Genomic DNA, 25,659 nt, shown 5'->3' with positions numbered 1-25,659 from the left:
TTCATAACAATGTTTCGTAAGATTTCTGATTTTGACAATCGCGTGTCAGTTTATTGGACGAACCGGCATTTTTCTGCGAAGACGACGAAGTTCCTCAAGTTTTACGTGCGCCTTGGTGATGGCTATATCTGGGCTCTGTTCATAGCATTTTTGATTTGGAGAACGAGCTGGGATAGTTTTTTGCCGATTCTGTGGCAGGCTCTTGTTTCGCTTGCGATGAGCCTTCTCATTTACGAGGGCGTCAAGCTCAGCACTAAGCGTCCGCGCCCGTTTGCCGCCAACCCGCAAATCAAGGCGGAGGTCCCGCCGCTTGACAAATACAGCTTCCCGTCGGGCCATACGATGAACAACTTGGCGGTGGCAAGCACGGTGTTCTATTGCGTGCCGCAGTATGGATGGATCATGATGCTGTTGCCGCTCACGTGGGGACTTTTGCGCGTGTACTTTGGTGTGCACTGGTTCTCGGATATTATCTGCGGATTCTTGCTTGGTATCTTGAGCTTTGTGCTCGGACACGCTTTGTGGATTCCGATTTCTGCAGCTATTGGCGCTTGATTTGTCATTCCCGCCTCCGAGCGGGAATCTCCTTTACTAACCTATGACTAACGACTTCGTACAAATTTCAGATTTTTTTGCCCAGGTTGACTGGAACTCTAAAATTTATCTGCTGTTGCGCCATGCTGAACGCAACCACATCACGCCCGACGACAAGGACTTTGGTGCGCATGTGGGGCTTACGGATTGTGGGCGTCGCCAGGCGGTAGCGCTTGGGAAAGTGATTCCTGCGATTGGCGATGCGGTGTACTTTTCGAGCCCGGTCGGGCGTTGCGTGGAAACGGCGAAGTGCATTGGTGAAGGTCGCAAGCTTGCGGGCTTTGGAGTTTGCTCAGGTGCCTCGGTGAATGTCACGCCGCTGAATGAACTTGGCGATTTCTTTGTCCGTGATGTGCCTGCATATGAGCAGACTTTGCGAGAAGGTTTTTACGAAGGTATCTGCGAGTGGCTTGATTCCGGCGAGCACGATGCTTTTTTCCCATTGCATGAACGCGCCGAACAGATGCGCGAGATGATGTTTGCAAAAGGCGATTCCCGCTTTAACATCTTCGTGACACATGATGCCTGGATTGTACCGTGCCTCTCGCACTTTTGTAATTTGAAGTTCCAGCCGAAATGCTGGATGAACTTCTTGACGGGCCTTGCATTTGAACGCCCTGAAAAAGGTAACGTGAAAGTCACACCCATCACAGCCATGGAAACGGGCTGGCTTCATTTTTAAGTTCATTTTCGCTTAAAAATTATACATTAACGGTATGATGCAATCGAATTGTTATCGCCGTATTTTTGTACTTGGTTCTGGTTTTAGCAAGTCCTTCTCGCCGCAGATGCCCACGCTCCGCGACTTGAACGAACTTATCCCTTTTGGAATCCCGGACGAGTTTCCGCATTTTCGCGATTATTGCAAGCGCTTTTTGACGCTCTGCAACGGCGATAGCGATTATTTGGGCATTGAGCCTTTGGCAACGTCTATTCTTTCGGCGCAGATTTTCCCGGGCGAGCGTGAACGCCTTTACCATGCATCGCTCCGTTTTGAACTGTTGCGTTTTATTGCAAGCGTCATCCGTCGCGATAACGATGTGCTTGATGAATCTGCTGCTGCGATTCTCAAGAAATTTTTGGTGTCTTGCGAAAACGATTCAGCGTCAGGTTCTCGCGAGACGCTGTTGCTTTCGTTCAATTACGACACGCTTATTGAAACTGCAATTGCCAAGGATAAGGAACTTAGCGAACAAGTTTCCGTCGATTATGGCGTAAAAATTGACCCTGCCGACCGTTCGGCAAAACGTGGCAAATCCAACCGCACTATAGACCTTATCAAACTGCACGGCTCGCTCAATTGGTTCCCCGTCAAGGGCGCAAGTGACGAACTCGATTTGAAAAACGTCTGTGAAGTCGAACCGCAGGACCGCAGTTTCCCCATCTACTGCGAAGACACGCCCATCTTCATTCCGATGGCGCATGCCAAGGAATCTTTCTTGCGCGGGAGTCTTTTCAACTTGCTTTGGTCTAAGGCCGATTACTACCTGAAAAATGCCGAAGAGATTTACTTTATCGGTTACGGTTTCCCGAAGACGGACATCAACAATCTGGAGTTCCTGTTGCGTCATCGAGACCGCTTCAAGAAGGTGGTCATCTTTGAACACGATGGCAGCCATGACTTACAACGCTTGCAGAAACTGCTTGGCGAAAGTCTCGTCGAGTCTTGCGACGCTAAGGAATTTTTAGAGAAGCTGAAGTAGCTGTTGGTCGGGTTTGTGGAATTTAAAATTCCGGAGCTTTAAAATGCCCATAGAGCTCGCGACCGTCGAATACCCAGACGACTGCCTTTTTGCCTTCCAAAAAACTGGACTTGCCTTTGAACATTTGCGGGCCGATGTTGCCGCCGCCGACTTTGCTGATAGTGAATGTTTCGACGCTTGTTGCTGCTGCGATGTATGCGCCGATTTGTGCGCCGTAGGATTTTCCTTGACCTACATTGCTATCGCCGATGATGACGATGGGGGCTTTTTTGGAACCGCGATACTTGTAGCCGTCGGTGCCCAAAACTTTCTGTTCTTTTATTTTATATTCAATTTCTTCGCCGTGGAGCAAGTCGTAGAGGTTCCCGGTGCCATCGACGATGGTGTCGCGTAACGGGTAGCGCTTGCGGTTCATGCCGTAGAGGAGCGGTGCGATGGAATCTGCAGCCATGTTGGCGAGTACGAGTCTTGCGGGACCTGTGCAGTGGCTTTCGTATGGTTCGAACATGGGCGTCTCGGTGCCAAGATTCTTGTGAAGTTCTTTAATCTTGCCGAGCGCGTCGATGACAGTCACGTTATGCTTGCGGAGCTTCTCGACCCACTTATTGTATTGTGGGAGCTTGATTCCTTTTTTTGCCTTATCGGAATATTGCTCGGGTGCGACAAGGAGCTTGTCTGGAACGGGTACGACGATGAGCTTGATGCCGCGTGCTTCGAGTGAGTCCTTGAACGCGATGATCTGTGGCGTGTTGTCGTTCCAACGCTTGGTGGCGTTCACTAGGCTTTCTTGCAAAAAGAGCCAGCCGTCCTTGCCTTCGACAACGCAAGTGACTTCTTCGGTGGTGCTGCCGCATTTCTTCATGTCGCGCAGCATCTGCTTTTGAAGTTCTGATGCGAATGCTCCGCTGAAGGCGCACAAAGCGAAAAGCGCCACGAGGGCGCCTTTCAAATGCTTTACCTGTCGCGTGACGTTGAACATTACTTAATCAACGATTCGCCGGATTCCACGCTCTGGTAGATGAGGGTGTTGATGGTCATCGGGCCTACACCGCCCGGAACCGGAGTGTATGCGGAGGCGACTTCTTCGAGACCCTTTTCGATATCGCCCACGCCACCCGGATGGTAACCAGCGTCCACGACGACTGCACCCGGCTTGATCCAGGACTTCTTGATGAATTCCGGCTTGCCGACGGCGCCGACCAAAATGTCAGCTTGCTTCACAAATTCCGGAAGGTTTTCGGTCTTGCTGTGGCAAATGGTCACGGTGCAGTTCGCGTTGAGGAGCATCATGGCCATCGGCTTTCCGAGGATGGCGCTGCGGCCAACGACCACGGCGTGCTTGCCAGAAAGCGGAATGTTGTAAGCCTTGAGGAGACGCATGATGCCGGCCGGCGTTGCGCAGCCGTAAGCACGCTCGCCCATGGACATGCGGCCAAAGCCGAGGCAGGTTACACCGTCCACGTCCTTGCGGGCGTCGATGGCTTCGAAGGCGGCACGTTCGTCGATGTGGCGCGGAACCGGGTGCTGCAAAAGGATGCCGTGCACGTTTGGGTTCTCGTTGAGTTCCTGAATCTTGCCCAGGAGTTCTTCGGTCGTGGTGTTCTTGTCCATCACCACGCGGATGCTTTCCATGCCCACGCGAGCGCAGGCATTGCCCTTCATCTTGACGTAAGTGGCGCTAGCCGGATCGTCGCCCACGAGAATCGTTGCAAGAATCGGGGTCTTGCCGGTCTTTTCCTTGAGCTTTGCCACGCGGGCGCTGAGTTCTTCTTCAGTAGTCTTGGCAAGAGCCTTGCCATCGAGAATGAGTGCTGCCATAAAATCTCCGTTTTTTGCAAAAATAAAAAATTTAGACTCGCCGCTAAAGGTGTTTTTTCTTTAAAAAAGGAGATGCCCGCTCGGTGGCGGGCATGACAAGTAAAAAGAGGCGTTATTCTTAAAAAAGCAAAGCCCGCTTGAGGCGGGCGTTTCAGAATTACAGGTTTTCGAGAATCGATGGGATAACGATGCTTACGATTGCCCAGGGGTAAGAAAGGGCGCCCTTGAGCCAACCCGTAGTCGAATAAGCCGGTTCCTGCTTTTTGAAAACCTGCATTTCGCTATCGCTATGCACCATGGATTCAGATACAACTTTAACCAAGGCGCCTTTAACGTTATCAATAGACTCATCGAACAGCTTTTTTTGAGCTGTTGCAGAATCAATATAACACTTAAAGCTGTTTTTCATTGTAAATTTTCCTTTCAACGCGAAGATAGCAAAAAAGTAAGAAAAATTAAAGGGTTAGTGTGTGATTTTCTTTACATTTATAGTAAATTAGAGATAAAACTCACATTTTTTTGCGTTTTTTCGCCAAAAAAAGTATTTTTAGAGATAAAAAATAGGATTGGATCCGTTTTTATGAAAATTTTTCGTTATTTGCCAATATTTTTTGTGGGGAGCGCTCTTGTGGCTTGCGGAGGTAGTAAATCTGCTCCCGCAGTTGATTCAAATCCGGTTCCTGCGCCTGCAGAGGTTAAAGAAGCCTCTAGTGCACCTGATTTGACCCCTGTTCCGGAACCAACTGAACCTCAGGAACAAAAAGTATTTTTGGACAATGCGGTTGACCGTTATAGTTATGCGCTTGGTGTAGACTTCGGCAGGGCTGTTTCGAATATTAATGTTCCTGTTAAGCTGGATGTCCTTATGGATGCCATGCGAGATGTCTTAGATTCCTCTCGCGAGATCCTTATGACGGATTCCCAGTCCGAGGCTGCGCTTCAGGACTTGCTCAACCAGATGCAAATGCAAAAGGATATTGATGAGGCCGCTGCTGCACGTAAGGCTTTAAGTGACCAGGCGGCGTTCCTTTCGAAGAATATTCAGGATCCGAGAATCTGGGTCACGAAAAAAGGCGTGCAATATTTAATGCTTAAGGAAGGTACCGGAATCAAGCCGAAGCTGACCGACAAGGTGCAAGTCCATTACGTGGGAACGCTTCTCAACGGAACGGAATTTGACAATAGCGTCAAGCGCGGTGCCCCGATGGAATTTGCGGTGACTTCTGTCATCGAAGGCTGGCAGGATTTGCTCTTGGAAATGAAGGTCGGTGAAAAGGTAAAGGCTTGGATCCCGAGTGCTTTAGCCTATGGTGAAGCCGGTGCTCCGCCTTTAATTCCGCCTAATGCGCTCCTTGTGTTCGAGGTGGAGCTGTTGCAGGTATTCCCGGCGAAGTAGTTTCGCGAAATGCGCGGAACGCCACGCAAAAAAAGGCTTTTTTCTGTTCAAATGGCGAAGGATGTTCTGTCCTTCGCTTTTTCTGTTGCTACTTTTTAACCCATGAATAACGCAGCGTCCGATTTTTATTCTCAGCACTTCGAAGTAGCCGGTTTCATCCGTGAAGTGTTTGGCTATATGGATAGGTTTAAAGGTCAGCTTTTCGTTCTGAAAATTGACGATAGCCTGATGGACCATCCGATGTTCCCCGTGCTGATGCGCGATATCGCTTTGTTGCATAAGGCGGGTATCCGAATCATTATCGTGCCGGGTACGCGAAATAGCATCGATGCTCAGCTCAAGGCGTGGGACCTTGAGACAGAATTCCATAACGGCGTGAGACTCACGAACGAAGAGGCGCTTCCGCTTGTGGAACAGGCGTCCTTGGGTGTTGCGCAACGCATCATGAGCCACCTCACGGCGAGCGGTCTCAGTGGCATTCAAGGCAACTGGATCTTGGCGCGCAGCATGGGCGTGATTAACGGTGTCGACTACATGCGCACCGGTCGCATTGAACGCATCCAGCGCGACCTCTTGGAACAGCTCATGAACGAGAAGTTTGTGCCGATTATCCCGCCGATTGGCTGGAACAAGATTGGACATGCCTACAATATTTCTAGTACAGAACTTGCTACCGAACTTTGCAAATACTTGAAGGTTGGGAAGCTGTTCTTCATCGGTAGCCAAAGCGGCATCAAGCTCGAAGGTCTCGTGACGGGCAAGAACACGAAGTATCTTGAACCGACGGACAACGGGCTTATTTCTGCAATGGACGTGGACCAGGCGAAGGAACTTCTGGAACTCAATTCCGATGTGCTCGACTTTGCACAAATGGATTACCTGATGAATGCCATCAACGCTTGCGAAGCGGGTGCGAACCGTGTGCATTTGTTGAGCGGTGAATTTCAGGGCAGCGTGTTGCAGGAAGTGTTCTCTGCTCGCGGTGACGGAACCATGGTGTATGCAAACCAGTACTCCTGTATCCGCCCGGCGACTATCGAAGACATTCCGGATATCTTGCGCATTATGCAAGACTATATTGCGAAGGGTTACCTGGTGCCGCGTACGCAGGACTCCATTTCTGAAAAGCTTGCTGATTACGTGGTGTACAGCATCGATAACAGCATCCACGGTTGCGGTGCTCTCCATGCGTTTGAAAATGGCATGGCTGAAGTTGCTGGCATTGCTGTCGGTGCGAACTACCGCAAATCGGGTATTGGCGATGCGATTGTACGCCACTTGATTTCGCTTGGTCGTATGAAGGGCTATAAGACTTTGTTCTTGCTTACAACGCAGGCGCTCGATTGGTTCTATCAGCTTGGGTTTGTCGATGGCACTGTTGATGAGTTGCCGCCATCCAAGCGTGAACACTACAATCAAAAACGCAAGTCTAGAATTTTGATGCTCCCGCTTGACAAGTAAAGAGTCTCGAAGGATTTATTATGAATACACTTGAAGCCATAAAGACCCGTCGCAGCACGCGCAAGTTCAAGGCGCAACCTGTTGAAATCGAAAAGTTAAAACTGATTGCCGAAGCGGGACAATTCGGACCGACCGGCGGTAACGCGCAAGGTAATCGCTTTTTCGTGATTTCGGATGCGGCGGTGATTGCAAAGCTCAAGGAACTCGTGCAGTCCGCATTTGCAGCGATGGAACTTCGCGAAGACCTTTACAAGAGCCTCAAGAATTCTATCACGCTTTCGCGCAAGGGCAATTATTCTTTCTGCTATACTGCGCCTGTGCTTATCGTCGTTGCGAATAAAAAAGAATATGGCAACAACATGGCGGATGTCGCCTGCGCTGTCGAAAACATGATGCTTGCCGCGAATGAACTCAACCTTGGCAGTTGCTACATCAATCAGCTCAAGTGGCTGAATGAAGACCCGACGCTTTTGGAATACCTGCGCGGTCTTGGTCTTAAGGAAGATGAACGCGTTTACGCTTCTGTGGCGATTGGCTATGCCGATACGGAATCAGGACTCCCGAACCGCGCGGAAACTCCTCGCACAGGCAACGAAGTCGTTTTCGTGTAAGCTCTTTTTTGCTATCTTTGCGCTCGACGGATGCCGAAGGCAACCGACTTCATACCTCATCGCTTGCGGGTACATTATGGATTTTAAGAAAATGGAAGACGGCTTCCGGATGATTCTGGAAGGCATGGGCGAAGACCCTAACCGCGAAGGCCTTATCGATACGCCGAAACGTGTTGCAAAGATGTACGCCGAGCTCATGACTAGCCTTACGGGTGAAATGAAGGCCGAAGACATCCTCAAGACGCGTTTCCACGAAAAGTACGATGAAATGATTATCGTGCCGGACATCCAGTTTGCAAGCATGTGCGAACACCACTTTTTGCCGTTTACAGGCAAGGCTCACGTGGCCTATATTCCGGGTGATTGTGTGGTCGGTCTTTCGAAGATCCCGCGCGTGGTGGAATATTACGCTCGCATGCCGCAGATTCAGGAACGCATGACGCGCCAGATTGCAGAACTTATTCAAAAAGTGCTCCAGCCGAAGGGCGTTGCCGTGGTTCTCGAAGCTTCGCACATGTGCATGACGATGCGTGGTGTGAAAAAGCCGGGTGCCATGATGGTCACGACGCAGCTCCTCGGACGCTTCAAGACGGACGAAAAGACTCGCGCCGAATTCATGTCCCGCATCTACGCCCCGCGTTAATCTCCTTTTTAGCTTTGGACTTTTTGTCAACGAAACGTGCCCTGTGATTTTGATCACGGGGCTTTTTTGGGGGTATTTTATTGAAGGATGGGATTAAGGTCTTGGTAAAAAAAGGAGTGCCTAAAATGAAATCAAAGATTTTTAAGGGTGTGATTTTGGCAAGTGCCATTGCCTTTATCAACTGCGGGGACGATTCTGCAACTTCTCCGTTATCGTCTACTGGTGATATTTCTTCATCAAGCATAGAATCTACGGCTGAAAGTTCCAGCTCTGATGACAAGTGCTTGGCATCAAGTTTGCCGAACGCTTGCGGTGATGCGCCGGTCTCTAGTTCTGATATTGCACCGACCTCTAGCTCCGAAATTGCGCCTGCATCGAGTTCCGACGAAGCTCCGGTGAGTTCGGCAGATGCTCCGAGCAGCTCTTCTGATGTGCAGTCTAGCTCAGGCGATGTGGCGTCCAGTTCTTCCGAGGCTCAGTCGAGTTCCAGCGAACAGGTTTCTAGTTCGAGCGAAGCTCCAAAGGGCATTTTCCTTGCGAGCGGTAAGGAAGAAGAAAAGGACCAGCTGAAGGTCGTTTACAAGACAAATACGGGTTGGGATAATAAGGGTATTTTAGCTTATCCGGAACAGCTTTCTAGCGACCAGAAACACGGCGTTGTCGTGTGGGGGCCGGGCGGCGGCACGGAACCGGGCGCTTACGAAGGCATGATCCGCAGACTCGCTTCGCATGGTTTTGTCGTGATTGCCTTGAGCGTTTCGCCGGGCGATGCAACGCAGGCTTCCAAGGCGATTGACTGGCTCGAAAACAAGAACAAGGATTCCAACGACCCGTTCTACCAGAAGCTTGAATTGACGAAGGTCGGTTGCTCTGGGCATTCGATGGGCGGCTTGGAATCGGAGCAGGCAGCCATCAAGGACAAGCGCGTGTTTACCGCATTCCTCAACAATAGCGGTGACAAGAATGGCGGTGTCATCAAGAATTTCCCGAAAGAAAAAACGGCTGCGGTGCTTTATGGTGAAGTTGGCATGGAAAAGCCGAACGCCATCAAGGATTACGAAACGGCAACGGATATCAAGTCTTGCCTGATCGAAATGACGGGCGGTCCGAAGAACAATTCCGAAGGCGGTTACGGCCATGGTTCCGGTTCCTGGGACGGCATGGCGGCAACGATTGCCTGGATGCGCTGGCAGCTCGGTGGCGAAAACGAACGTCAGGCAGATTTTGTGGGTACGACTGGCAAGTATATCGATGGAAGCATCATCGGTAAGCAGGGCAAATGGAAAACCCAATGTAAGAATTTCTAATTAATTCATAATCATTTCCACACTCCAACAACCAAGCGTCTCGGTCATTACGATCGAGGCGTTTTCTTTTGTTTACCTTTGGACTTTTTATCCACGAGACTTTGTTCAAAACATGAAATTTCGATGATATTATAAGGTACTTTCTATACAGGTTATGGGAAAAATAGGAGAACAAAATGAAATCTAAACTCTTAAAAACTGTGGTGTTGGCCAGTTCTTTGGTCTTCCTAAATTGCGGTGACGATGTCACGTCTGCAATTAGCGATTTTACTGCCAGCTTGTCGTCTAGCTCTGCCGGAGAAGTTCAGCCGGGCACGAGTTCTGACTCTCGGTGGTCTGCTGGCGCAGAAATTTCTAGCTCTGATGCCGCTCAGCCGACTTCTGGTACGACTGTTGAAGCTGGCTCCAGTGCAACTGTTCCGGGTTCTAGTGCGGATGTTGGGCCGCAGGCAGGATCCAGCAGCGCAGCTGCTCCGGGCGCAGAATCTTCTGCAGATGTTGCTGCAAGCTCTAGTTCTGATGACAAGTGCTTGGCTTCTAGCTTGCCGAACGCCTGCGGTGACGCTCCGGCATCGAGCTCTGCTACCGCACCGGCTGTAAGTTCTAGTTCTGAAAAGGCTCCTGCTGTAAGCTCCTCCAGTTCTGAAGAAAAGGTCGAATCGAGCTCCAGCGAAGCAGCTAAGCCGAAGGGTGTTTTCCTTGCCGAAGGCACGGACGAGACGAAGGACCAGTTGAAGGTCAAGTACATTGAACGCACCGGTCACGATGGCGGTGGAATCCTTGCTTATCCGGAACAGCTTTCTAACGACCAGAAGCACGCTGTTGTCGTGTGGGGTCCGGGTGGCGGCACGGAACCGGGTGCATACGGTGGTATTATCCGTCGTCTCGCTTCTCACGGCTTTGTCGTGATAGCACTCCGTGAATCTCCGGGTAACGCAACCCAGGCAATTCCTGCCCTCAACTGGCTCGAAAAGAAGAACAAGGATCCGAATGATCCTCTGTACCAGAAGCTTGATATGACGAAGGTCGGTTGCTCCGGTCACTCCATGGGCGGTCTCGAATCTGAACAGGCCCTCATCAAGGACGACCGTGTGATTACCGCCATGCTCAACAATAGTGGTGACCTCGGACATACGGCTATGTCTCAGGTTTCTACAAGCAAGACTATCGGTATTGTTTATGGCGAAGGCGGCATGGAACGCCCGAACGCCGAAGCTGACTATAACAACCGGGGCGTCAAGGCTCCGGCATGCCTCATCAAGATGACGGGCGGTCAGGGCAATGAATGCCAGCAGGGTGAATGCGGCTGGGGCCATGGTTCTGGTCCGTGGGGCGGCATGGCTGCAACGGTTGCATGGATGCGTTGGCACCTCGGTGGCGAAGACAACCGCAAGGCTGATTTCGTTGGCTCTAGTGGCAAGTACATCAATGGCCCGATTGTTGGCGAACGCGGCAATTGGAAGGGCCAGTGCAAGAACTTCTAATCTCTTAAACACTCCAAACACCAAGCGCCTCGATCTTCATGGTCGAGGTGTTTGTTTTACGCTTGTCATGCCCGCAAATATTATTGTCATGCCAGACTTGATAGGGCATCTCCTTATACAATTTTTTATAATTATTCACGAAAACAGTTTGCGGACATTTACCGAACCCCTGTCCACTAAACACTGTTTGCTGTATTATGAACGCTGCTATCCTTACTAATGAGTTTCCGCCAGAAATCTATGGCGGTGCAGGTATCCACGTCAAGTTCCTGAGCCAAGAACTTTCCAAGCTCTGCCACATCGAAGCACGCTGCTTTGGTCCGCAGAACGACGATGCAGACAATATCCGAGCCATTGGTTTTAGCCAGAAGCTAGAACATAATCCGGCTGATGAACGTTTCAAGAAAATCTTGAAGCCGCTCGATATTAATTTGCAGTGGATGTCCTCGCTCAAGGATATCGATGTGATTCATTGCCATACGTGGTACAGCCATTTCGGTGGCGTGGTTGCAAGTCGCCTTTTGCAGTGCCCGCTTATTTTGACGACGCACTCGCTCGAACCGCACCGTCCGTGGAAAGCGGAACAGCTCGGTGACGGCGGCTATAACATGAGCTGCTGGATTGAACGCACCGCTTACGAAGCTGCTGACGGCGTGATTGCCGTGAGCGAAGGCATGAAGCGCGATGTGATGAAGCTTTACGGCGTGCCGGAAGATCGCGTGAAGGTTATCTACAACGGTATCGATCCGGATTTTTACAAGCCGACGTTCGATGAAGAAATCTTGAAGAAGTGGGGCGTGGATCCGAAGCGTCCGTTCGTGCTCTTTGTGGGCCGTATTACGCGCCAGAAGGGCATCAGCCAGCTCATTCAGGCAATCCCGCAGATCGACAAGAATGCTCAGGTGGTGCTTTGCGCCGGTGCGCCGGACACGCAGGAACTTGCCGATGAATGCAAGCGCTTGATTGAAGAAGTCCAGAAGACACGTGATGGAGTCGTGTGGATTCAGGACGCTGTGCCGCATACGGAACTTCGCGTGCTCTATAGCCATGCAACCGTTTTTGCGACGCCGTCTCTTTATGAACCGTTCGGCATTATCAATCTCGAAGCCATGAGCTGCGGAACGCCGGTCGTTGGCTCTGCTGTCGGTGGCATTCCGGAAATCATCGTCGATGGCGAAACGGGTTACCTCGTGCCGCTCAAGCCGGTTTCCGAAAAGATCTTTGAACCTGCTGATCCGAAGACTTTCCAGACGGACTTTGCGAACAAGCTCAACAAGATTCTCGAGAATCCGGAACTTGCAAAGAAGATGGGCGAAGTCAGCCGCAAGCGCGCCATTGACGTGTTCAGCTGGAAGACGATTGCCAAGCAGACATTCGACTTCTACCAGGAATGCATCGAACGCTACAAGCGTGAAGGCAAGCGCGTTTAATGTTGTCATGCCGGATTTATTCCGGCTTCGCCAGTAAAGCGAAAAAAGGTGGCTTCAAGCCACCTTTTTTTTGACCACTATCAATTTTACAGTCTACCGTCTACAATCTTCTCCACAATCGCGCTTGTCGTAAGGAGTTCTGGGAGAACGATTTGCTTGCTTGCATCGCCTGCGGGGTAGATGGCGTAGGCGGGGACGCCGGACTTGCCCATGCTGCGCAGGAGCGCTGTGACTTCGGGTGTTTCGCGAGTCCAGTCAGCCTTGACGCGGGCGACATTCAGACTGTCCATGGCGTGCTTGAAATCATCGCGGTTGAGGACGGCAGCTTCGTTTGCCTTGCAAGTGAGGCACCAGTCGGCGGTGGCGTCAATGAATACGGTACGACCGGACTTCGCAAATTCTTCGATGAGTTCTGGCGTGTAGCGGTACCAGCCATCTTCGGTGACGAGCTGTACTGACCTTGCCTTGAAAATTGCATCGACTTCGGCTTCGAACTTTGGCGATGCAAATGCAAACCAGATAATGGCAAGGATTACAACGGCGCCGCCAACGGAGAGCACTTCGCGAAAGAACGCGACGCCCGGTGGGGCGATGTTTCCTATCGCAAAACTCATGGCGATGCTCAAAAGTGAAATGGCGGCGAAGATGCCTACGCCGACGTTTCCGGCTTGTTCATGCACAACCCACAAGAGCCATACGACTGTGCCGAGCAAAAGAACGCCCATGATTTTCTGGAGCGTGACCATCCATGCGCCCGGTTTCGGAAAAACTTTCAGGACTTTCGGAAACGCACTTACGAGCATGTAGGGGAGTGCAAGCCCGATGCCTGCTGCGGTGAAAAACAAAAACAGCACAGGGGTCGATGCGGTAAATGCAAAACCCATCGCTGTACCGAGAAACGGTGCAGAGCACGGTGTGCTCAAAAGCACGAGGAGTGCGCCTGTGAAAAATGCGCCCCAAAAGCCCTGCTTGTGCCCAGCCTTGTCCATCTTGGTGGTGGCGCTTCCGGGAAGCCAAATTTCAAAGACTCCAAAAAAGCTCATCGCAAAGGCGCTCAGAATCACGACCATGAATGCAATGAATCCAGCGCTCTGGAATTGCATGCCCCAGCCTGCATTTCCGCCGCCCGCCTTGACGGCGGCGACAACCCCGGCGAGCGTCCAGAAACTCACAAGTATCCCGAGGGTTGTCGTGGCGCCTAGCATAAGCAGGCGCCGGCGGCTCTCACGAGACTGCTTGATCAAGCTGAAAAGCTTTAGCGAAAGCACGGGAAGCACGCACGGCATCAAGTTCAGAATTAAGCCACCGAACAGTGCGGACAAAAGCAAAATGAACGTTCCGGCGGCACCTTCTGTGGTATTCCCAGCAGCGCTTGGCGCATTGATCACATTCCCGGTGGCATTTGCAGCGGCGTTTCCGCCCGTTTTCACTGTAGAGTTTGTAGCACTTTTGGCTCCAGGAGCAGTTGCATCATCTCGCGATGCGCTTTTTTTTGTAAACCCGAGCGGTCCAAGTCCAAATGTCACTTGCGATGGAGCGAGGCAAATCGAATTGTCGCATGCCTGGTAATGGAATGTTGCCTTGGTCGTCAAGCTGTCGTAATCATCTTCGACGCTATCGACCGGGAGCGTGATTTGGAAGAGTCCTTTGAACACGAGATTCTCGAGATCCAAGGCTTCGCTGTATTCCTTGATCGGTTCTGGCCATTTGGGCTCTCCAAAGTGAATGCCCTTTGCCGAAATCTCGATAGACGAGGGTTTTAAAAATTCATCGGCGGCAACATTTGCGTTTACATGCCAGTTATCCGGAATTTCGATTTCAACAGTAACGCTCGAACCTTTCTGCAAAGCCCCCACAGAATACTTCATGCCAGCTTCTGGAGGCGGCATATTGTTCATGTTGAACTCTTCCGCAAAAATAGCCGTTGCAAACAATAGCATGCAAAATGACGTTTTTTGCAAACGGTTGTTTGCAAAATTTCCAAATTCCTTAAATTTGTCTAAAATTTTCATAAATTAAGTCCCGTTGAAAGAAGTAGAAAATATTGGAAATAAAACATTTATGTCATATACGGGTTTCCTTTGTGACCAACCCCGCGATTGGGTAGGTAGTGTTTGGAAAAAATATTCCTACAGAATATACAAATTGTGTTTGAAAAAGTGCGGCTTAAAAGACGAGGCGGACGACTTGTTTCAGGAGGTGGCGCTCCGTTTTTGCCAAAAGGCAAGTGAGTTGAACAACGGAGTCCATTTGTTGCCATGGTTTCAGACGGTTCTGTTGAATTGCCATTATAGCGGCTATCGGAAAAGGGGATGGAACCGGGAAATTCCGCTTTCGATTCTGTACGACCGCATGGAGCGTTATACGGCATCTGAAAACTTGGAGCATTCGCTGCCCGATGAGGATGTTAACGTCAGCGCTATTATAGGGGAGCTTTCAAGCCTGCTTTCGGTATTGAGTCCGCTAGAAAAGATGATCGTGGAACTTTCGATTGTAGGCTATAATACAGATGAATTGAGTAACTTGATAGGACTTTCTAGAACGGGAATTACAAGGCGCCGAATAAAAGCGTTTGAAAAAATGCGGGAAAAGATGGTCCAACAAAAGGAATTGTTAAAAATGGTTTTTGGTCGGGACGCCTCATTGCGAGAAATTATTGAATATGCCGGTTGAAAAGTTTTTAAAATTTGTAATTTTAGAATGTGAAAATATTGTCAAAGCTTATCTGTATCCTCGCTCTCGCCACAACCGCTTTTGCCGTTGATGGCTGGCTCAATTTTTCAAGCCCGCTTCCGATCAAGTCGGCTGCGCCTTATGGCGACGGCTTGCTGATGGCAACGGGTGGCGGCGTCCGTTACAGGACGAATACCGCAGATGACTTGTACACGACGTCGAATGGTCTTGGCGACCAGTCCATAAGTGCGGTGGTCGTTTCGGAAAATGAAATCTTTGCCGTGAGCGACTTCGGTATCATTTCGACGATGGTAAACGGTTACTGGCAAGTCCTTAGCCGTTCCTACGCAAGCAACAAAGTGTATGTGATCCCTGGCATGGTTTGTTTGTCCGGCTCCGTTTTGACGATTGCGTTCGAAAACCGCCTCTCGTTTTTTAACCTCAAGACGTTGACGTCAATTATCACTGTGGATCGTATTTCGGATGTGAGCTTGACGTCGGAATCTATTAGTGCCATGAAGGTTCGCGGGGATTCCCTGTTTGTCGCTGTCGGTCAATCTCTTTACGTGCGCAAGATGGACTGGGAAAATCTGGAATCGGATGTGCAGCTTTATAATCAGGATTCCTGGAGTGTCGTAAAATCTGCATCTAACAAAGGCTATGACATTAAGGATATCGCATGGAAGAATGGTAAGCTCATGACGTTCCCTTCGGAAGGCATGAGAATTTGGGACAAGGATGGCGAGACGGTTGTCGCTCTTGATACGTTCTCTGTGATTTCGTCGGATGCTCCGCTAGTCACTCTCCGTGGACATGCGTTGGAAGATTCGGTCTTGTATGAAAAAAAGGAGTCTGTGAAAATTATCAAGAATGATACGATACGTCATCCTTATTTACAGTCTAAAGTCTGTTGGGTTTCGTTGCAGCCTTCGGGTAAGGCAATTTTGGCAGGGCCTAACGATATATTCTATTACGATGGTCGCAAGCTTTCGGAATTGATCGAGTACAAGAAGTTTGCCGTTGGAGGCGCCTACGAACTTCAGGTACTTCCGGGAGGAGGAGTCTTAGCTGCTTCCAAGAAAGGTCTTTTCTCGCGTAATTTTGGTAACGAATGGAGTGAACCTAAGCTCGCTTTGCCTAGTGCTATTGGCAATAACACGGATGCTCTAGGTCACAATATGAAAACGTTGTCGGTCATTCCTGATGGTACGGTATTCTACCATATCTGGGGACAGGGCTATTTCATGTATTCCCAGTGGGGCGAATCTCTGGAAACGTCCTTTATGGCGACAGAAGGTCTTTGCATGGACAACATTCTGGAAAATCCCAAGACGCCATACACTGTGGCGGTGTGGACGATCCCCGCTCCGGATAACAATGGATTCCTTACGACGTCGGGCTCGAACAGTGGGTACAGCCTCATCTATGTAGACCTGAACGGCAATATCTCTTGCGCAAACAATATCGGCAGTGCAATGCTTGGTGGACCGATGGTCGCCCGCATTGACAAGGAAACTGGCGATTGGAAAGTTTATGTCGGTACTCGTAAGGAGCTGACGACGGATGCCGATGGTGGCTTGGATGTATTTACGTTCCCACCTCCAAAACAGATGGGCGGTGAGTTGAAAAAGTCAAAGATTCAGGTAAAGAACTATTACGGAACGCCATCCACTCCGCTGGACATGGTTTATGAACCGAAGACGGATTATTTCTGGATAGTAACGGCGTCTTCGCTTGCATATTGGAACGAAGAGCAGGATTCTCTGAGAACTCCGCTTTCTACAAACGGCCTTACAAGTGCAAGTTTTACAAGTATTGATGTGGATAGCCGTGGAAACCTCTGGGTTGGAACTTCGACGAACGGAGCGTACCGCTTGACTCCGCGAGTGACAAATCCGGATACATTGTCTGTAACCCATTTTACGACATGGCATGGTCTTCTGAGCGATAGAGTCCAGGATGTGGCTATTGACTCGCTGCTCGGTTATGTCTGGTTTGCTCATGATAACGGTGTTACCCGTTACACGAGGAATGACTTGCGCAGTACGGAAGGCAACATGACCGATGCTGCCCGTGAAGAAGTCAAGGTATTCCCGAATCCCTTCCGCCCGAATAGACATCAGTATGTGTTGTTCAACAACATCTCGGATGATGCTGTCATCAACATTTACAATAGGGGTGGTCGACTGGTGGCGACACTTGCCAATGAACGCGTTGTCGGTGGTCGTGCCGAATGGGATGGCCGGATGGATAATGGAAATATTGTGGCTCCAGGTGTCTATCAGTATATTATTCGTGGAAAATCCAAGGTTAAAAAAGGAAAACTCCTGGTCATCCATTGATTTTTGAGTTGAGGACATTCTATGAATAAAGTTATCGGTTTTGCCTTTATAGCTGTTTTTATGCTCTTGGTGGGTTGTGCTGGCGAGCGTCAAGGACTTGTTTGTGAAGAAATTGAATATCGCCTGAATACGATGACGTATTCTCCGGATCAGCGCGCCTATATGGAAAACGAACTCCGCACTTGCCGCGAAGATGAATCTAAAAAGAAAAATGAATCGGGTCCGACTGGTGGCAGTATTTATGACCGCTATGCCAATACGGAAAGTGCAACGACTGGGGATTCTTCTAAGGTTGAAATCCCGGTTTCTACGTTGTTGCAGGATTCTTCTGAAGAAAAGACGATGAGCATTTACGACCGCTACAAGTCTGTCGAGGCGGATAAGTAATGCCGAGTATCGAAACTCTTGCAGGCAAGACGTTTGAACCGGATTTGCCGAACCGTCTGCTTTCTATTGCGGGCGAAATTCGTGAAGCGGGTGGTCGCGCCTTCTTGGTGGGCGGCTGGGTGCGCGATGCGCTCCTTGGCAGGACTTGCCGTGATTATGACGTTGAAGTGTACGACCTCACGCAAGATGAACTTATTCCGATTTTAAAGAAGTACGGTCGCACGAATCTTGTCGGGAAAGCTTTTGGCGTGATCCACTTGGCAATGAAGGGGCTCTCGCTCGATTTTTCGTTCCCGCGTACCGAAAGCAAGGTTGGCTATGGCCATCGCGGTTTTGTGGTGCATACGGACGAAAAGCTTTCTTTTAAGGAAGCGGCGCTCCGCCGAGACTTTACCATCAATGCGATGGGCATGGAACTTCCGGAACTCACGCTTTGTGACCCGTACGGCGGCATTGACGACTTGAAGAAAGGTTTGTTGCGCCATGTGGGCCCTGCCTTTGTCGAAGATTCGCTGCGCATTTTGCGCGGTGTGCAGTTTGCAAGTCGCTTTGCGCTTAGGCTTGCACCCGAGACGATTGAACTTTGCCAGACGCTTTCGCTCGAAGACCTTTCTATCGAACGCTTGTTCGAAGAATTCAAGAAGTGGCTTTTGAAGCCGGGCAAGCCATCGCTTGGATTGCGCGCGTTTTTGGACATCAAGCTGAATGAATTTTTCCCGGAAGTTTCGCCACTGCATGGCTCCTGGGAAGACCTAGGCGAAATGCTTGACAACATGGAGAGCTTGCGCAGGAACTTTGCGAATGCTGAAGCGGCTAGTGGAGCTGTTGGTGACGCCAAGTGCACCGCACTTTCGGACGATCAGGTGATGGAATTTGCGTTTGCTACATTTCTCAGCGGGAGTCCGGAAACATCTCTCAAGTTCCTCGAACGCATTACGAATGAATCGCACTTGGTGAAGAATGTTCCGCTGCTTTTGAATGCTTATAGCACGCTTGATTTTGCAATTGTAAGCGATGCGCCGGCGCTTCGCCGCATGGCGGTGAAGCTGGGTGGCTTAAAGCTGTTGTGCCTGCTTGTGAAAGCCACCCCGCGTAAGTATTACGCCGCCGCCGGCGCCCCGGAATTCCCGGAACAGCTATGGCAGGCTGTTACAAGTCTCGACTTGCTCAATGCAGCTCCGCAGCCGTTCCTCATGGGCAAAATGCTTATGGAAATGGGATTCAAGCCGGGCAAGCAAATGGGCGAGACCATCAAGCAAAGCTTTGAGCTCCAGCTCGATGGCAAAATCAAGAACGCCGAAGAAGCAATCGAGTGGGTCCGGAGTCAGACGAAAGAACGGCTCTAGTCTCTCGTCTAAATCATTTCCATCGGAACATTCCCGAGATTCCTGCGGGGACGCAGAACACAATCATTGGGATTTGGATAAGCTCTACAGGCAAGAACGCAAGCATGCGGCGCTTGGATTTGAGTTTCCAGGATGCAATGCTCAAGAATACGAAGTCCACGACAATCTTGGGCAGAATGCTGAATACGCACCATTGCCACGGAAAGTCGAGGAATATAGCGCACCATGGACTCACGAACATCCAGATGTAGTATGTGTAAATGAGCGTGAGCAAAAGGATGTAGGCTTTGCTTTCGTAGTTCGTGCCGTTACTGCTCCAGCGGGCGCGCTGGTTGAAAAGTTGCTTCCACGTGTGCACCGGGGCGGTCTCGATCACAGCATCCTTGTCGAGATTGTAGCAAACCTTCGTTCCCGGGATTTTCATCATCTTGTGGATGAGCATGTCGTCATCGCCGCTCGAGAGGTTGATGAGGTCTCCGAATCCGCCGACTTTAAAGAACAGATCTTTTTTGTACGCTAGGCATGCCGCACTGGCGACAATCGGGCGGCCAAGGCTAAAGCCCGCTGCTTCCATCGCGGTGTAGCCGAGAGTCTCGAGTTTCTGGTAGAGGTGCGGCATTGAACGCGAACCGTTGTTCTGCTTGGGGCCTTGCACAATGCAGATACCATCGACAAATCGCCCGGCCATGGCGGTAATCCAGCTCTTGCGCGGGATGCAGTCGGCGTCCATCGTCAAGAGCACTTCGTTTTTCGCAATCTTGAAGGCGCTTTCGAGTGCGCGCTTCTTGGGGCTTGCGATTTGCGGTAAGTCTTGCGGAAGGCTCAAAACGCGGAATCGCGGGTGCGTGGTGGCAAACTTTTCGAGAATCTCGCGCGTGCGGTCCGTAGAACGATCATCGACGCAAATCACTTCCCATTCGCCAATGTAGTCCTGGGCAGCGACCGCTTCGAGTGTGCGTTCGGCAAACTCCTCTTCGTTGCGCATCGGGATCACGACCGAAACACTCGGGGTGGCCTTTGGGCCTTTATAACGATGCGTCTTTAACAGTCCTATGATAAAGAATAGGAACAGTAGCGCATAAAGCGCAGTCAGGCATGCGAGAATAATGCCACCCATGTGGGGAAATATAGGAAATTACTAAATTACGGCTATGCTCCATCCATCCGCTTTTGTTCATCCGAATGCCAACGTTCACGAGTCTGCTGTTATCGGCCCTTGGTGCGTTGTCGATGAAGGTGCGGAAATTGGTGAAAACGTGGTGCTCGAATCGCGCGTGCGCGTTTACGGCTGCGTGACCATCAAGGCGAATACGCACGTTTACGATGGGGCTATTCTCGGGGCGCCTCCTCAAGACCTCAAGTACGCGGGCGAGCCAACTCGATTGGAAATTGGCGAAAATTGCATCATCCGCGAATACACGACGCTCAACCGTGGCACGGTTCAGGGCGGCGGTTGCACTCGCATTGCGCCACGCGTCCTCATTATGGCTTATGCCCATGTGGGGCACGATTGTCAAATTGGCGAGGGGGCTGTCATTGCGAACGCTTGCCAACTTGGCGGCCACGTGCGTATCGGCATGTTTGCCACCCTCGGTGGCACTACCGCGGTGCAGCAACGTAATCAGGTGGGCGCCTACGCTTTTGTGGGCGGCACGCTCAAGGTCGATTATGACGTTCCCCCTTGCAGTCGTGCATTCGGGAACCCGCTTCGCTTTGCGTCCCTCAACCTCCATGCGCTCCGTTTGCATGCTGATGAATTCCCGCCCGAACGCATTGCATTTTTCGAACGAGCCTTCCGCGAACTTTACCGTGGCAAACGCCCGACGGCTGAAGTCATCGAAGAATTGAAAAAAGGCCCGGAACCTCTGTTCCAAGCCTTCTTTGATGAACATTGGGGCGGTTCTCTCGTTCGCCCGTAATATTCCGTAATTATTGTAACAGTGCCTGCGGGAATCCCGGATACCAGGTTTCGCTATATACGTTGTAGGCGTCAAATCCGCCTGTCTGACCAAATCCCCAATAATGGAAGGACATCCCGCTAGATATGGCTGCCTGAGCGGTCTTTTGAGCCCATGCGGCTTTATTTTGGTCTGTGGGCCAAACGCCTTGTTCCGGATCTCCGTTCTGATTGTACCATACGCACTGTCCCATGTTGCTACCGCCGGCGACACCGAATTCACCCATGTTCAAAGGGACGTGATCGGTACCGTTGATGTCGGGATAAAGACGGCGGGCGAGAGCCTTGTAAATTTGCATGTCGGATGCTGCCGTGTTGGCGAAGGCACCGTCGCCAAGGCACTTGTTACCGTGATGACCTTGATGGCTGTACTGGTATGGCTGATAGTAGTGTCCGCTAAAGATGATGTTTCCGTCTTGCGGCAAGTGCAGGCTTTCGAGGTCTTCGAACTTTGCGGCATGGTAGGTTTCAAACATGATGGTCTTGCCCGGAGCGTACGTGCGGATGACGGTGTAGGCGTCAAGCATCAGCTGGTCCACAAGCGTTGCGTTCGGGATGATGGGCTCATTCAAGATTTCGAGAACGACCTGGTTATCCTGAAATTCACCCATAGCCTGTGCCACCTGTGCCCACATCATGAGGAAGTGTGTCTTTTCGGCTTCGAATTCGGCGGCGTTGTAAGTGCAACCGGTTCCGCCGCCACCGGCACAGTTCAGGTCGGTATAATGGTGGAAATTCACGACAACGGCAAGGCCGTTTGCGATGGCGAGTCGGATATCTTCGAGGACGCCTGCCAGACGATCCGGATTAACGGTATGGTTGGTATAGTCGGAACCGTTCTGCCAGCGGACCGGGATGCGGACGGAGTTGAAACCCGCTGCCTTGATGATGGCGAAATCCGTATCGCGGATGGGGTTACCCCAGCCGCTGTCATCGTTTCCATCGGAATCCCAGGAGTTACCGAGATTGATGCCGCGGCCAAGAATCTTGTTCATGGTTCTTCCGGCGGTGTAGTCTACGGGAACGGCTGTGCTTTTGTTGCTGGATGATGCGGCCGGCGGAGGAGCGGTGCCGTTGTCGCATGCGCAAAAGAGGCATCCGATTGCCATTGCAGAAAGAATCTTTTTAATCATGGTAACCCCCAAAAGGTTATGATACTTAAATGCGTGTTCTCAAAATCTATATAAAACAAAAATTAGAAAATTAAAAACATGCTTATCTTATGTTTACGCTTGAGTCCATTGTGAGCACCGTCAAAATTTTTAATTTGTAAACATTAAGAAACATTACAAACGAAAAAATTTCCGTTTACGCTTGAGTCCAGCGTTTATGTGGCTTAGCAAGCGGTATTTCGTTGATACATCTAGCTTTGCAAAGCCTTTTTTGCAAAACACTGGATCGAAAATTCCCAAAAACAAGCTATATTGTAGATGATCCGAATTTGGAGAATTGTACCTATTATGAATGGAAACTTAAAAAAAGCCATTTGGAAGTCCGCTCTAGCGGCGATGCTTCTTGCTTCATCTTCTTTTGCTGGCTACGGCTTTAGCGATTACCGCGACCGCGACCAGTCCCACTTTGTCATGAAGGATCCTAAGCCGTTCCGTCCTGATAAGGAAGTTGTCACCGTTGTCATGCGTGAAGCTATTCCGCGTGGTGGTGGCTATACCTACCAGTATCCGCGTGAAAACCCCGAACCGGTACTCACGGATAAGTACGCTATGGAAGGTGCTCTCTCCATGGAAATCGAACTTATCGCGAGCGACTATTCCGGTGTCGCCATTTGTATTGCGGGTTCCGTGGACCTGACTCCGTATTTGGAAGAAGGTGTTCTCGAATTTTGGCTTAAAGGTGCCCAGGGTGGCGAAAACGCCTTGTTCGTGCTCGTTGACGATGGCGTGAAGAGCAACGGCGAATCCCTCCAGGTTAAGCTCCGTTCCAAGAGCCTTGGTGAAATTACGACCGAATGGAAGCACTTCAGCATTCCTCTGAAGCTCTTCGGCAATACCGGTGTGTACTGGGATGCGAAGAACACGCGCGAAGTGATGCTCCCGTTCGCATGGTCCAACTTCAAGGGCTTCCGTCTCGAAGTCCGCAAGGATGAAAACGAATCCTTCAAAGTTTGGATCGATGATATTGTGATTAAGAAGCATGGCAAGCCGTACGAAGGCCCGGCTCATTATCCGTTCCGCAACGAGATTTAAGAGGATTTTATGCGCAAAACAGTTTCTTCCCTTTTATTAGCGTCTAGCCTCGGTGCTGCGTGGGCTCTTCCTCCGCAGTTGCAGCTTGATTCCCTTCACGCTTCGTTGGATACTCTTTCCAACAACATGGAATCGACTCTTCTCGGCAAGGACGATCTGCCACTGGCAGTCTCCGGTTACATGGCTTTCCGTTTGAAGAATTTCCACTATTCTGAACAGAGCCCGTGGGTCAAGGATGACCAGGCACGTACAAGCGTCGATGCAGTCTTGAATGTGAACGTCGTCGCCATGCCGAACTCCTACATTACGTTGTTTACGAACCTCTCGTTCCCGTTCGACTTGAGCGGTATCTTTACGAACGACTTGGCTAAGCACCCGACTCAGACTCCTGCCTATTACGATGAACGCGTCCTTTACGATCACTCTACGGACTACTATGCATCGACCATCAATGAAGAATTGAACGTCGGTGTCGATATCCGTGCAGGTGTGTTCGGCGCCTACATTACCGCAGGCGGTGTTATCTGGGCTAACGCTTCCCCGCTTACCATGTGGGAACGTGAAACGAACCCGCGTTTCGTATGGCAGTACGAACTTTTCGAAGACGAAAAGACCGTTTCTACCTACTATAAGGAAAAGGCATTCAAGCCGGTCAAGGAAGGTGGTCGTGCTTTCTGGACGAACCGCTCCTTCGGTGGCGTCTTTGCTAACGTCTACCAGCTCCCGTATGACTTGAAGGCTCAGTTCCTCGTGTCCCAGCCGATGGATGCCGACGTGGCAACTCGTGACGGTCTCCGTATGTACGGTGGCCAGCCGGGCGAACTCGAAATGATGGGTGGCTACGATTTCCGTGGTACAATCCTTCATGGCCGTATCGCCAAGGAAAAGATTGCCGACAACCTGACCGTTGGCGTGAACTACTTGGGCGTCACTTATGATGACGGTATCATCCGCGAAGATGAATTCCGTGACCAGTGGCTTAACTATGGTATCCAGAGTACCGGTGATGCAACTCCGAGACTCCTCAATACCCACGTGGCTTCTATCGATGTCAAGGGCAACGTTACACCGAAGCTCTTCTTGATGGCTGACTTGGGCTTGAGCATTGTTGATACTACGGCATTCTACCAGTCCGAAGTCATTGATGACTATAAGGCAACCAATAAGTCTTCTGGTTATTCTGTTGATACCAAGAGATCTAGCGTTGGCGATCCGAAGATCGGTATCTATGTCAAGGCTCAGAGCAAGTATATCGAAGGCTGGCCGATGACTGCAGAACTCGTGTTCTTCCAGCCGGGCTTCTATTCTCCGTACTCTCTTACGAACCCGTCCCGTTTCCCGGGCTGGCGCAAGGATGAATTCTACCTCAACGGTGGTGCTCTCCGCTACTCCCCGAACATGGCTGGTATCAACTTCAAGTTGGAACCGAGCTTCAACCGTGGCTACTTTGACTTCCAGTATGCTCAGCATCGCCAGATCGAAGCAGGCAAGGACGTGATTTCGTTCAACTACCGCTTGAACGGCCGCAACATTTGGGAAAGCACCAACTCCTGGACCAAGCACAAGCCGCTTTTCGTGGCTGACTCCGGTAACAGCTCCGGTACGTCCTATGTTTCCCGTGTCGGTGTCGAAAAGATTGCTGCTGATGGCGTTAAGATGTATCGCCAGCATGGTGGTCTTTATGGTGGTACTTGGGAAATGTGGGAATCTTTCGCCGCTTATGAAAACGGTGAACAGGCTGTTTTCAGACAGGTTCCGGAACACGCCAAGTGGTCTAGCTACATGTCCTTCATGGGTGGTTACGATATTGGTCACTGGTTCGGTACCGACCGCAACATCATGATGACCGCTTTTGTTGCTCTCTCCGGTGTTTCTACTTCGTTTGCCCCGATCGCCGTTTCCGAAAACACGTTCGACATGCTCATGACGAGTTTCTACGGTCAGTTTGAACCGACTGTTGCCGTGACTCCGACATTCCACATGGTGGGTATCCTCGGTCTCGAAACGTTCAGGTCTAGCCAGGCTTATGTCGCCCGTGAAACCGGTAAGGCTATGCCTCAGTGGTCTGCTTCGGCAAAGAACAAGAGCCGTATTAACGAAGTCAGTACCTACATTTATGAAAAGGCTCCGATCAACTACAAGGACTTCGCTATTGGCCTTGGCTTTGACTGGGACTTCTCCGACCGTGTGGGTCTCCACTTCCGCTACAAGTTCATGACGCACTCTGACGAAACCGTTTCTGAAAATAATTGGCATTCCCATTACATCGCTGCTGAAACCAAGGCTTGGTTCTAAGGGAGGAT

At 50.6% G+C, this 25,659-nt stretch carries 23 protein-coding genes; 17 read left to right on the top strand and 6 right to left on the bottom strand.

Going from position 1 to position 25,659, the window contains the following annotated elements; genetic code table 11:
* Window positions 1-9 precede the first annotated feature (9 nt).
* Genes B9Y77_RS14285 through B9Y77_RS14275 form a run of 3 tightly spaced genes read left to right on the top strand, consistent with a single transcriptional unit; the run spans window position 10 to window position 2,297 of the window.
* On the top strand, window positions 10-555 hold the full coding sequence (locus B9Y77_RS14285) for a phosphatase PAP2 family protein (protein ID WP_085492131.1): 546 nt from the start codon (window positions 10-12) through the stop codon (window positions 553-555).
* 43 nt (window positions 556-598) lie between these two features.
* Window positions 599-1,276 carry a histidine phosphatase family protein gene (locus B9Y77_RS14280; protein ID WP_085492130.1) on the top strand — a complete coding sequence of 226 codons (678 nt, stop codon included), beginning with the start codon at window positions 599-601 and terminating at the stop codon, window positions 1,274-1,276.
* A gap of 34 nt (window positions 1,277-1,310) precedes the next feature.
* Entirely contained in the window at window positions 1,311-2,297 is a 987-nt protein-coding gene (locus tag B9Y77_RS14275; protein WP_085492129.1) for an SIR2 family protein, read from the top strand.
* Window positions 2,298-2,319: 22 nt separating this feature from the next.
* On the opposite strand, the gene B9Y77_RS14270 is transcribed toward B9Y77_RS14275, so the two are convergent.
* From B9Y77_RS14270 to B9Y77_RS14260, 3 genes are all read right to left on the bottom strand, one after another.
* A complete protein-coding gene (locus B9Y77_RS14270) occupies window positions 2,320-3,276 on the bottom strand; it encodes an alginate O-acetyltransferase AlgX-related protein (protein WP_085492128.1) in 957 nt (318 codons plus the stop codon).
* On the bottom strand, window positions 3,276-4,115 hold the full coding sequence (folD, locus tag B9Y77_RS14265; protein ID WP_085492127.1) for a bifunctional methylenetetrahydrofolate dehydrogenase/methenyltetrahydrofolate cyclohydrolase FolD: 840 nt from the start codon (window positions 4,113-4,115) through the stop codon (window positions 3,276-3,278). The genes B9Y77_RS14270 and folD overlap by 1 nt, the downstream gene beginning before the upstream one ends.
* A gap of 157 nt (window positions 4,116-4,272) precedes the next feature.
* Window positions 4,273-4,524 carry a hypothetical protein gene (locus B9Y77_RS14260; protein WP_085492126.1) on the bottom strand — a complete coding sequence of 84 codons (252 nt, stop codon included), beginning with the start codon at window positions 4,522-4,524 and terminating at the stop codon, window positions 4,273-4,275.
* Between the two features lie 189 nt (window positions 4,525-4,713).
* Here B9Y77_RS14260 and B9Y77_RS14255 point away from each other — a divergent pair, with 189 nt between their 5' ends.
* From B9Y77_RS14255 to glgA, 7 genes are all read left to right on the top strand, one after another.
* Window positions 4,714-5,511, top strand: coding sequence for an FKBP-type peptidyl-prolyl cis-trans isomerase (locus B9Y77_RS14255; RefSeq protein WP_254900058.1), 798 nt, complete (start codon window positions 4,714-4,716; stop codon window positions 5,509-5,511).
* A gap of 102 nt (window positions 5,512-5,613) precedes the next feature.
* The gene (gene argA, locus B9Y77_RS14250) at window positions 5,614-6,972 is read left to right on the top strand and encodes an amino-acid N-acetyltransferase (RefSeq protein ID WP_073425272.1); all 1,359 of its coding nucleotides are present in this window, start codon (window positions 5,614-5,616) and stop codon (window positions 6,970-6,972) included.
* Between the two features lie 20 nt (window positions 6,973-6,992).
* A complete protein-coding gene (locus tag B9Y77_RS14245; RefSeq protein WP_085492125.1) occupies window positions 6,993-7,583 on the top strand; it encodes a nitroreductase in 591 nt (196 codons plus the stop codon).
* Window positions 7,584-7,659: 76 nt separating this feature from the next.
* The gene (folE, locus tag B9Y77_RS14240; RefSeq protein WP_073425275.1) at window positions 7,660-8,226 is read left to right on the top strand and encodes a GTP cyclohydrolase I FolE; all 567 of its coding nucleotides are present in this window, start codon (window positions 7,660-7,662) and stop codon (window positions 8,224-8,226) included.
* Between the two features lie 125 nt (window positions 8,227-8,351).
* Entirely contained in the window at window positions 8,352-9,533 is a 1,182-nt protein-coding gene (locus B9Y77_RS14235; protein WP_085492124.1) for a poly(ethylene terephthalate) hydrolase family protein, read from the top strand.
* A gap of 176 nt (window positions 9,534-9,709) precedes the next feature.
* Window positions 9,710-11,017, top strand: a complete 1,308-nt coding sequence (locus B9Y77_RS14230) for a poly(ethylene terephthalate) hydrolase family protein (protein WP_085492123.1) — start codon at window positions 9,710-9,712, stop codon at window positions 11,015-11,017.
* A 197-nt stretch (window positions 11,018-11,214) separates the two neighbouring features.
* Window positions 11,215-12,447 carry a glycogen synthase gene (glgA, locus tag B9Y77_RS14225; protein ID WP_085492122.1) on the top strand — a complete coding sequence of 411 codons (1,233 nt, stop codon included), beginning with the start codon at window positions 11,215-11,217 and terminating at the stop codon, window positions 12,445-12,447.
* An 86-nt stretch (window positions 12,448-12,533) separates the two neighbouring features.
* On the opposite strand, the gene B9Y77_RS14220 is transcribed toward glgA, so the two are convergent.
* Window positions 12,534-14,345 carry a protein-disulfide reductase DsbD family protein gene (locus tag B9Y77_RS14220; RefSeq protein ID WP_085492121.1) on the bottom strand — a complete coding sequence of 604 codons (1,812 nt, stop codon included), beginning with the start codon at window positions 14,343-14,345 and terminating at the stop codon, window positions 12,534-12,536.
* Between the two features lie 127 nt (window positions 14,346-14,472).
* On the opposite strand from B9Y77_RS14220, the gene B9Y77_RS14215 reads away from it, so the two are divergent.
* Genes B9Y77_RS14215 through B9Y77_RS14200 form a run of 4 tightly spaced genes read left to right on the top strand, consistent with a single transcriptional unit; the run spans window position 14,473 to window position 19,195 of the window.
* Window positions 14,473-15,120, top strand: a complete 648-nt coding sequence (locus tag B9Y77_RS14215) for an RNA polymerase sigma factor (protein ID WP_244536642.1) — start codon at window positions 14,473-14,475, stop codon at window positions 15,118-15,120.
* 29 nt (window positions 15,121-15,149) lie between these two features.
* Window positions 15,150-17,462, top strand: a complete 2,313-nt coding sequence (locus tag B9Y77_RS14210) for a ligand-binding sensor domain-containing protein (RefSeq protein ID WP_085492120.1) — start codon at window positions 15,150-15,152, stop codon at window positions 17,460-17,462.
* Window positions 17,463-17,483: 21 nt separating this feature from the next.
* Entirely contained in the window at window positions 17,484-17,849 is a 366-nt protein-coding gene (locus tag B9Y77_RS14205; protein WP_073425284.1) for a hypothetical protein, read from the top strand.
* Entirely contained in the window at window positions 17,849-19,195 is a 1,347-nt protein-coding gene (locus tag B9Y77_RS14200) for a CCA tRNA nucleotidyltransferase (protein ID WP_085492119.1), read from the top strand. The genes B9Y77_RS14205 and B9Y77_RS14200 overlap by 1 nt, the downstream gene beginning before the upstream one ends.
* A 13-nt stretch (window positions 19,196-19,208) precedes the next feature.
* On the opposite strand, the gene B9Y77_RS14195 is transcribed toward B9Y77_RS14200, so the two are convergent.
* Window positions 19,209-20,312: a glycosyltransferase gene (locus B9Y77_RS14195; RefSeq protein WP_085492118.1), complete on the bottom strand. Its 1,104-nt coding sequence runs from the start codon at window positions 20,310-20,312 to the stop codon at window positions 19,209-19,211.
* Window positions 20,313-20,346: 34 nt separating this feature from the next.
* Here B9Y77_RS14195 and lpxA point away from each other — a divergent pair, with 34 nt between their 5' ends.
* On the top strand, window positions 20,347-21,114 hold the full coding sequence (gene lpxA, locus B9Y77_RS14190; RefSeq protein ID WP_073425288.1) for an acyl-ACP--UDP-N-acetylglucosamine O-acyltransferase: 768 nt from the start codon (window positions 20,347-20,349) through the stop codon (window positions 21,112-21,114).
* A gap of 10 nt (window positions 21,115-21,124) precedes the next feature.
* On the opposite strand, the gene B9Y77_RS14185 is transcribed toward lpxA, so the two are convergent.
* Window positions 21,125-22,285, bottom strand: coding sequence for a glycoside hydrolase family 5 protein (locus B9Y77_RS14185; RefSeq protein ID WP_073425290.1), 1,161 nt, complete (start codon window positions 22,283-22,285; stop codon window positions 21,125-21,127).
* A gap of 327 nt (window positions 22,286-22,612) precedes the next feature.
* On the opposite strand from B9Y77_RS14185, the gene B9Y77_RS14180 reads away from it, so the two are divergent.
* Entirely contained in the window at window positions 22,613-23,356 is a 744-nt protein-coding gene (locus B9Y77_RS14180) for a carbohydrate binding domain-containing protein (RefSeq protein WP_088641503.1), read from the top strand.
* A 9-nt stretch (window positions 23,357-23,365) separates the two neighbouring features.
* Complete coding sequence (locus B9Y77_RS14175) at window positions 23,366-25,651, top strand: hypothetical protein (protein WP_073425293.1); 2,286 nt, start codon at window positions 23,366-23,368, stop codon at window positions 25,649-25,651.
* Window positions 25,652-25,659: the final 8 nt, after the last annotated feature.

The organism is Fibrobacter sp. UWB13, from assembly GCF_900177805.1.
Lineage (GTDB): Bacteria > Fibrobacterota > Fibrobacteria > Fibrobacterales > Fibrobacteraceae > Fibrobacter.
The sequence above is the reverse complement of the archived record's forward strand: the minus strand, read 5'-3'. Positions and strand labels throughout refer to the sequence as shown.

Coding starts and splice junctions, on each gene's coding strand:
- B9Y77_RS14185 (WP_073425290.1), bottom strand. CDS start 22,285: ATGATTAAAAAGATTCTTTCTGCAATGGCAATCGGATGCCTCTTTTGC.
- B9Y77_RS14275 (WP_085492129.1), top strand. CDS start 1,311: ATGATGCAATCGAATTGTTATCGCCGTATTTTTGTACTTGGTTCTGGT.
- folD (WP_085492127.1), bottom strand. CDS start 4,115: ATGGCAGCACTCATTCTCGATGGCAAGGCTCTTGCCAAGACTACTGAA.
- B9Y77_RS14285 (WP_085492131.1), top strand. CDS start 10: ATGTTTCGTAAGATTTCTGATTTTGACAATCGCGTGTCAGTTTATTGG.
- B9Y77_RS14270 (WP_085492128.1), bottom strand. CDS start 3,276: ATGTTCAACGTCACGCGACAGGTAAAGCATTTGAAAGGCGCCCTCGTG.
- B9Y77_RS14200 (WP_085492119.1), top strand. CDS start 17,849: ATGCCGAGTATCGAAACTCTTGCAGGCAAGACGTTTGAACCGGATTTG.
- B9Y77_RS14205 (WP_073425284.1), top strand. CDS start 17,484: ATGAATAAAGTTATCGGTTTTGCCTTTATAGCTGTTTTTATGCTCTTG.
- folE (WP_073425275.1), top strand. CDS start 7,660: ATGGATTTTAAGAAAATGGAAGACGGCTTCCGGATGATTCTGGAAGGC.
- B9Y77_RS14180 (WP_088641503.1), top strand. CDS start 22,613: ATGAATGGAAACTTAAAAAAAGCCATTTGGAAGTCCGCTCTAGCGGCG.
- B9Y77_RS14220 (WP_085492121.1), bottom strand. CDS start 14,345: ATGAACAATATGCCGCCTCCAGAAGCTGGCATGAAGTATTCTGTGGGG.
- lpxA (WP_073425288.1), top strand. CDS start 20,347: ATGCTCCATCCATCCGCTTTTGTTCATCCGAATGCCAACGTTCACGAG.
- B9Y77_RS14175 (WP_073425293.1), top strand. CDS start 23,366: ATGCGCAAAACAGTTTCTTCCCTTTTATTAGCGTCTAGCCTCGGTGCT.
- B9Y77_RS14230 (WP_085492123.1), top strand. CDS start 9,710: ATGAAATCTAAACTCTTAAAAACTGTGGTGTTGGCCAGTTCTTTGGTC.
- B9Y77_RS14195 (WP_085492118.1), bottom strand. CDS start 20,312: ATGGGTGGCATTATTCTCGCATGCCTGACTGCGCTTTATGCGCTACTG.
- B9Y77_RS14260 (WP_085492126.1), bottom strand. CDS start 4,524: ATGAAAAACAGCTTTAAGTGTTATATTGATTCTGCAACAGCTCAAAAA.
- glgA (WP_085492122.1), top strand. CDS start 11,215: ATGAACGCTGCTATCCTTACTAATGAGTTTCCGCCAGAAATCTATGGC.
- B9Y77_RS14235 (WP_085492124.1), top strand. CDS start 8,352: ATGAAATCAAAGATTTTTAAGGGTGTGATTTTGGCAAGTGCCATTGCC.
- argA (WP_073425272.1), top strand. CDS start 5,614: ATGAATAACGCAGCGTCCGATTTTTATTCTCAGCACTTCGAAGTAGCC.
- B9Y77_RS14280 (WP_085492130.1), top strand. CDS start 599: ATGACTAACGACTTCGTACAAATTTCAGATTTTTTTGCCCAGGTTGAC.
- B9Y77_RS14245 (WP_085492125.1), top strand. CDS start 6,993: ATGAATACACTTGAAGCCATAAAGACCCGTCGCAGCACGCGCAAGTTC.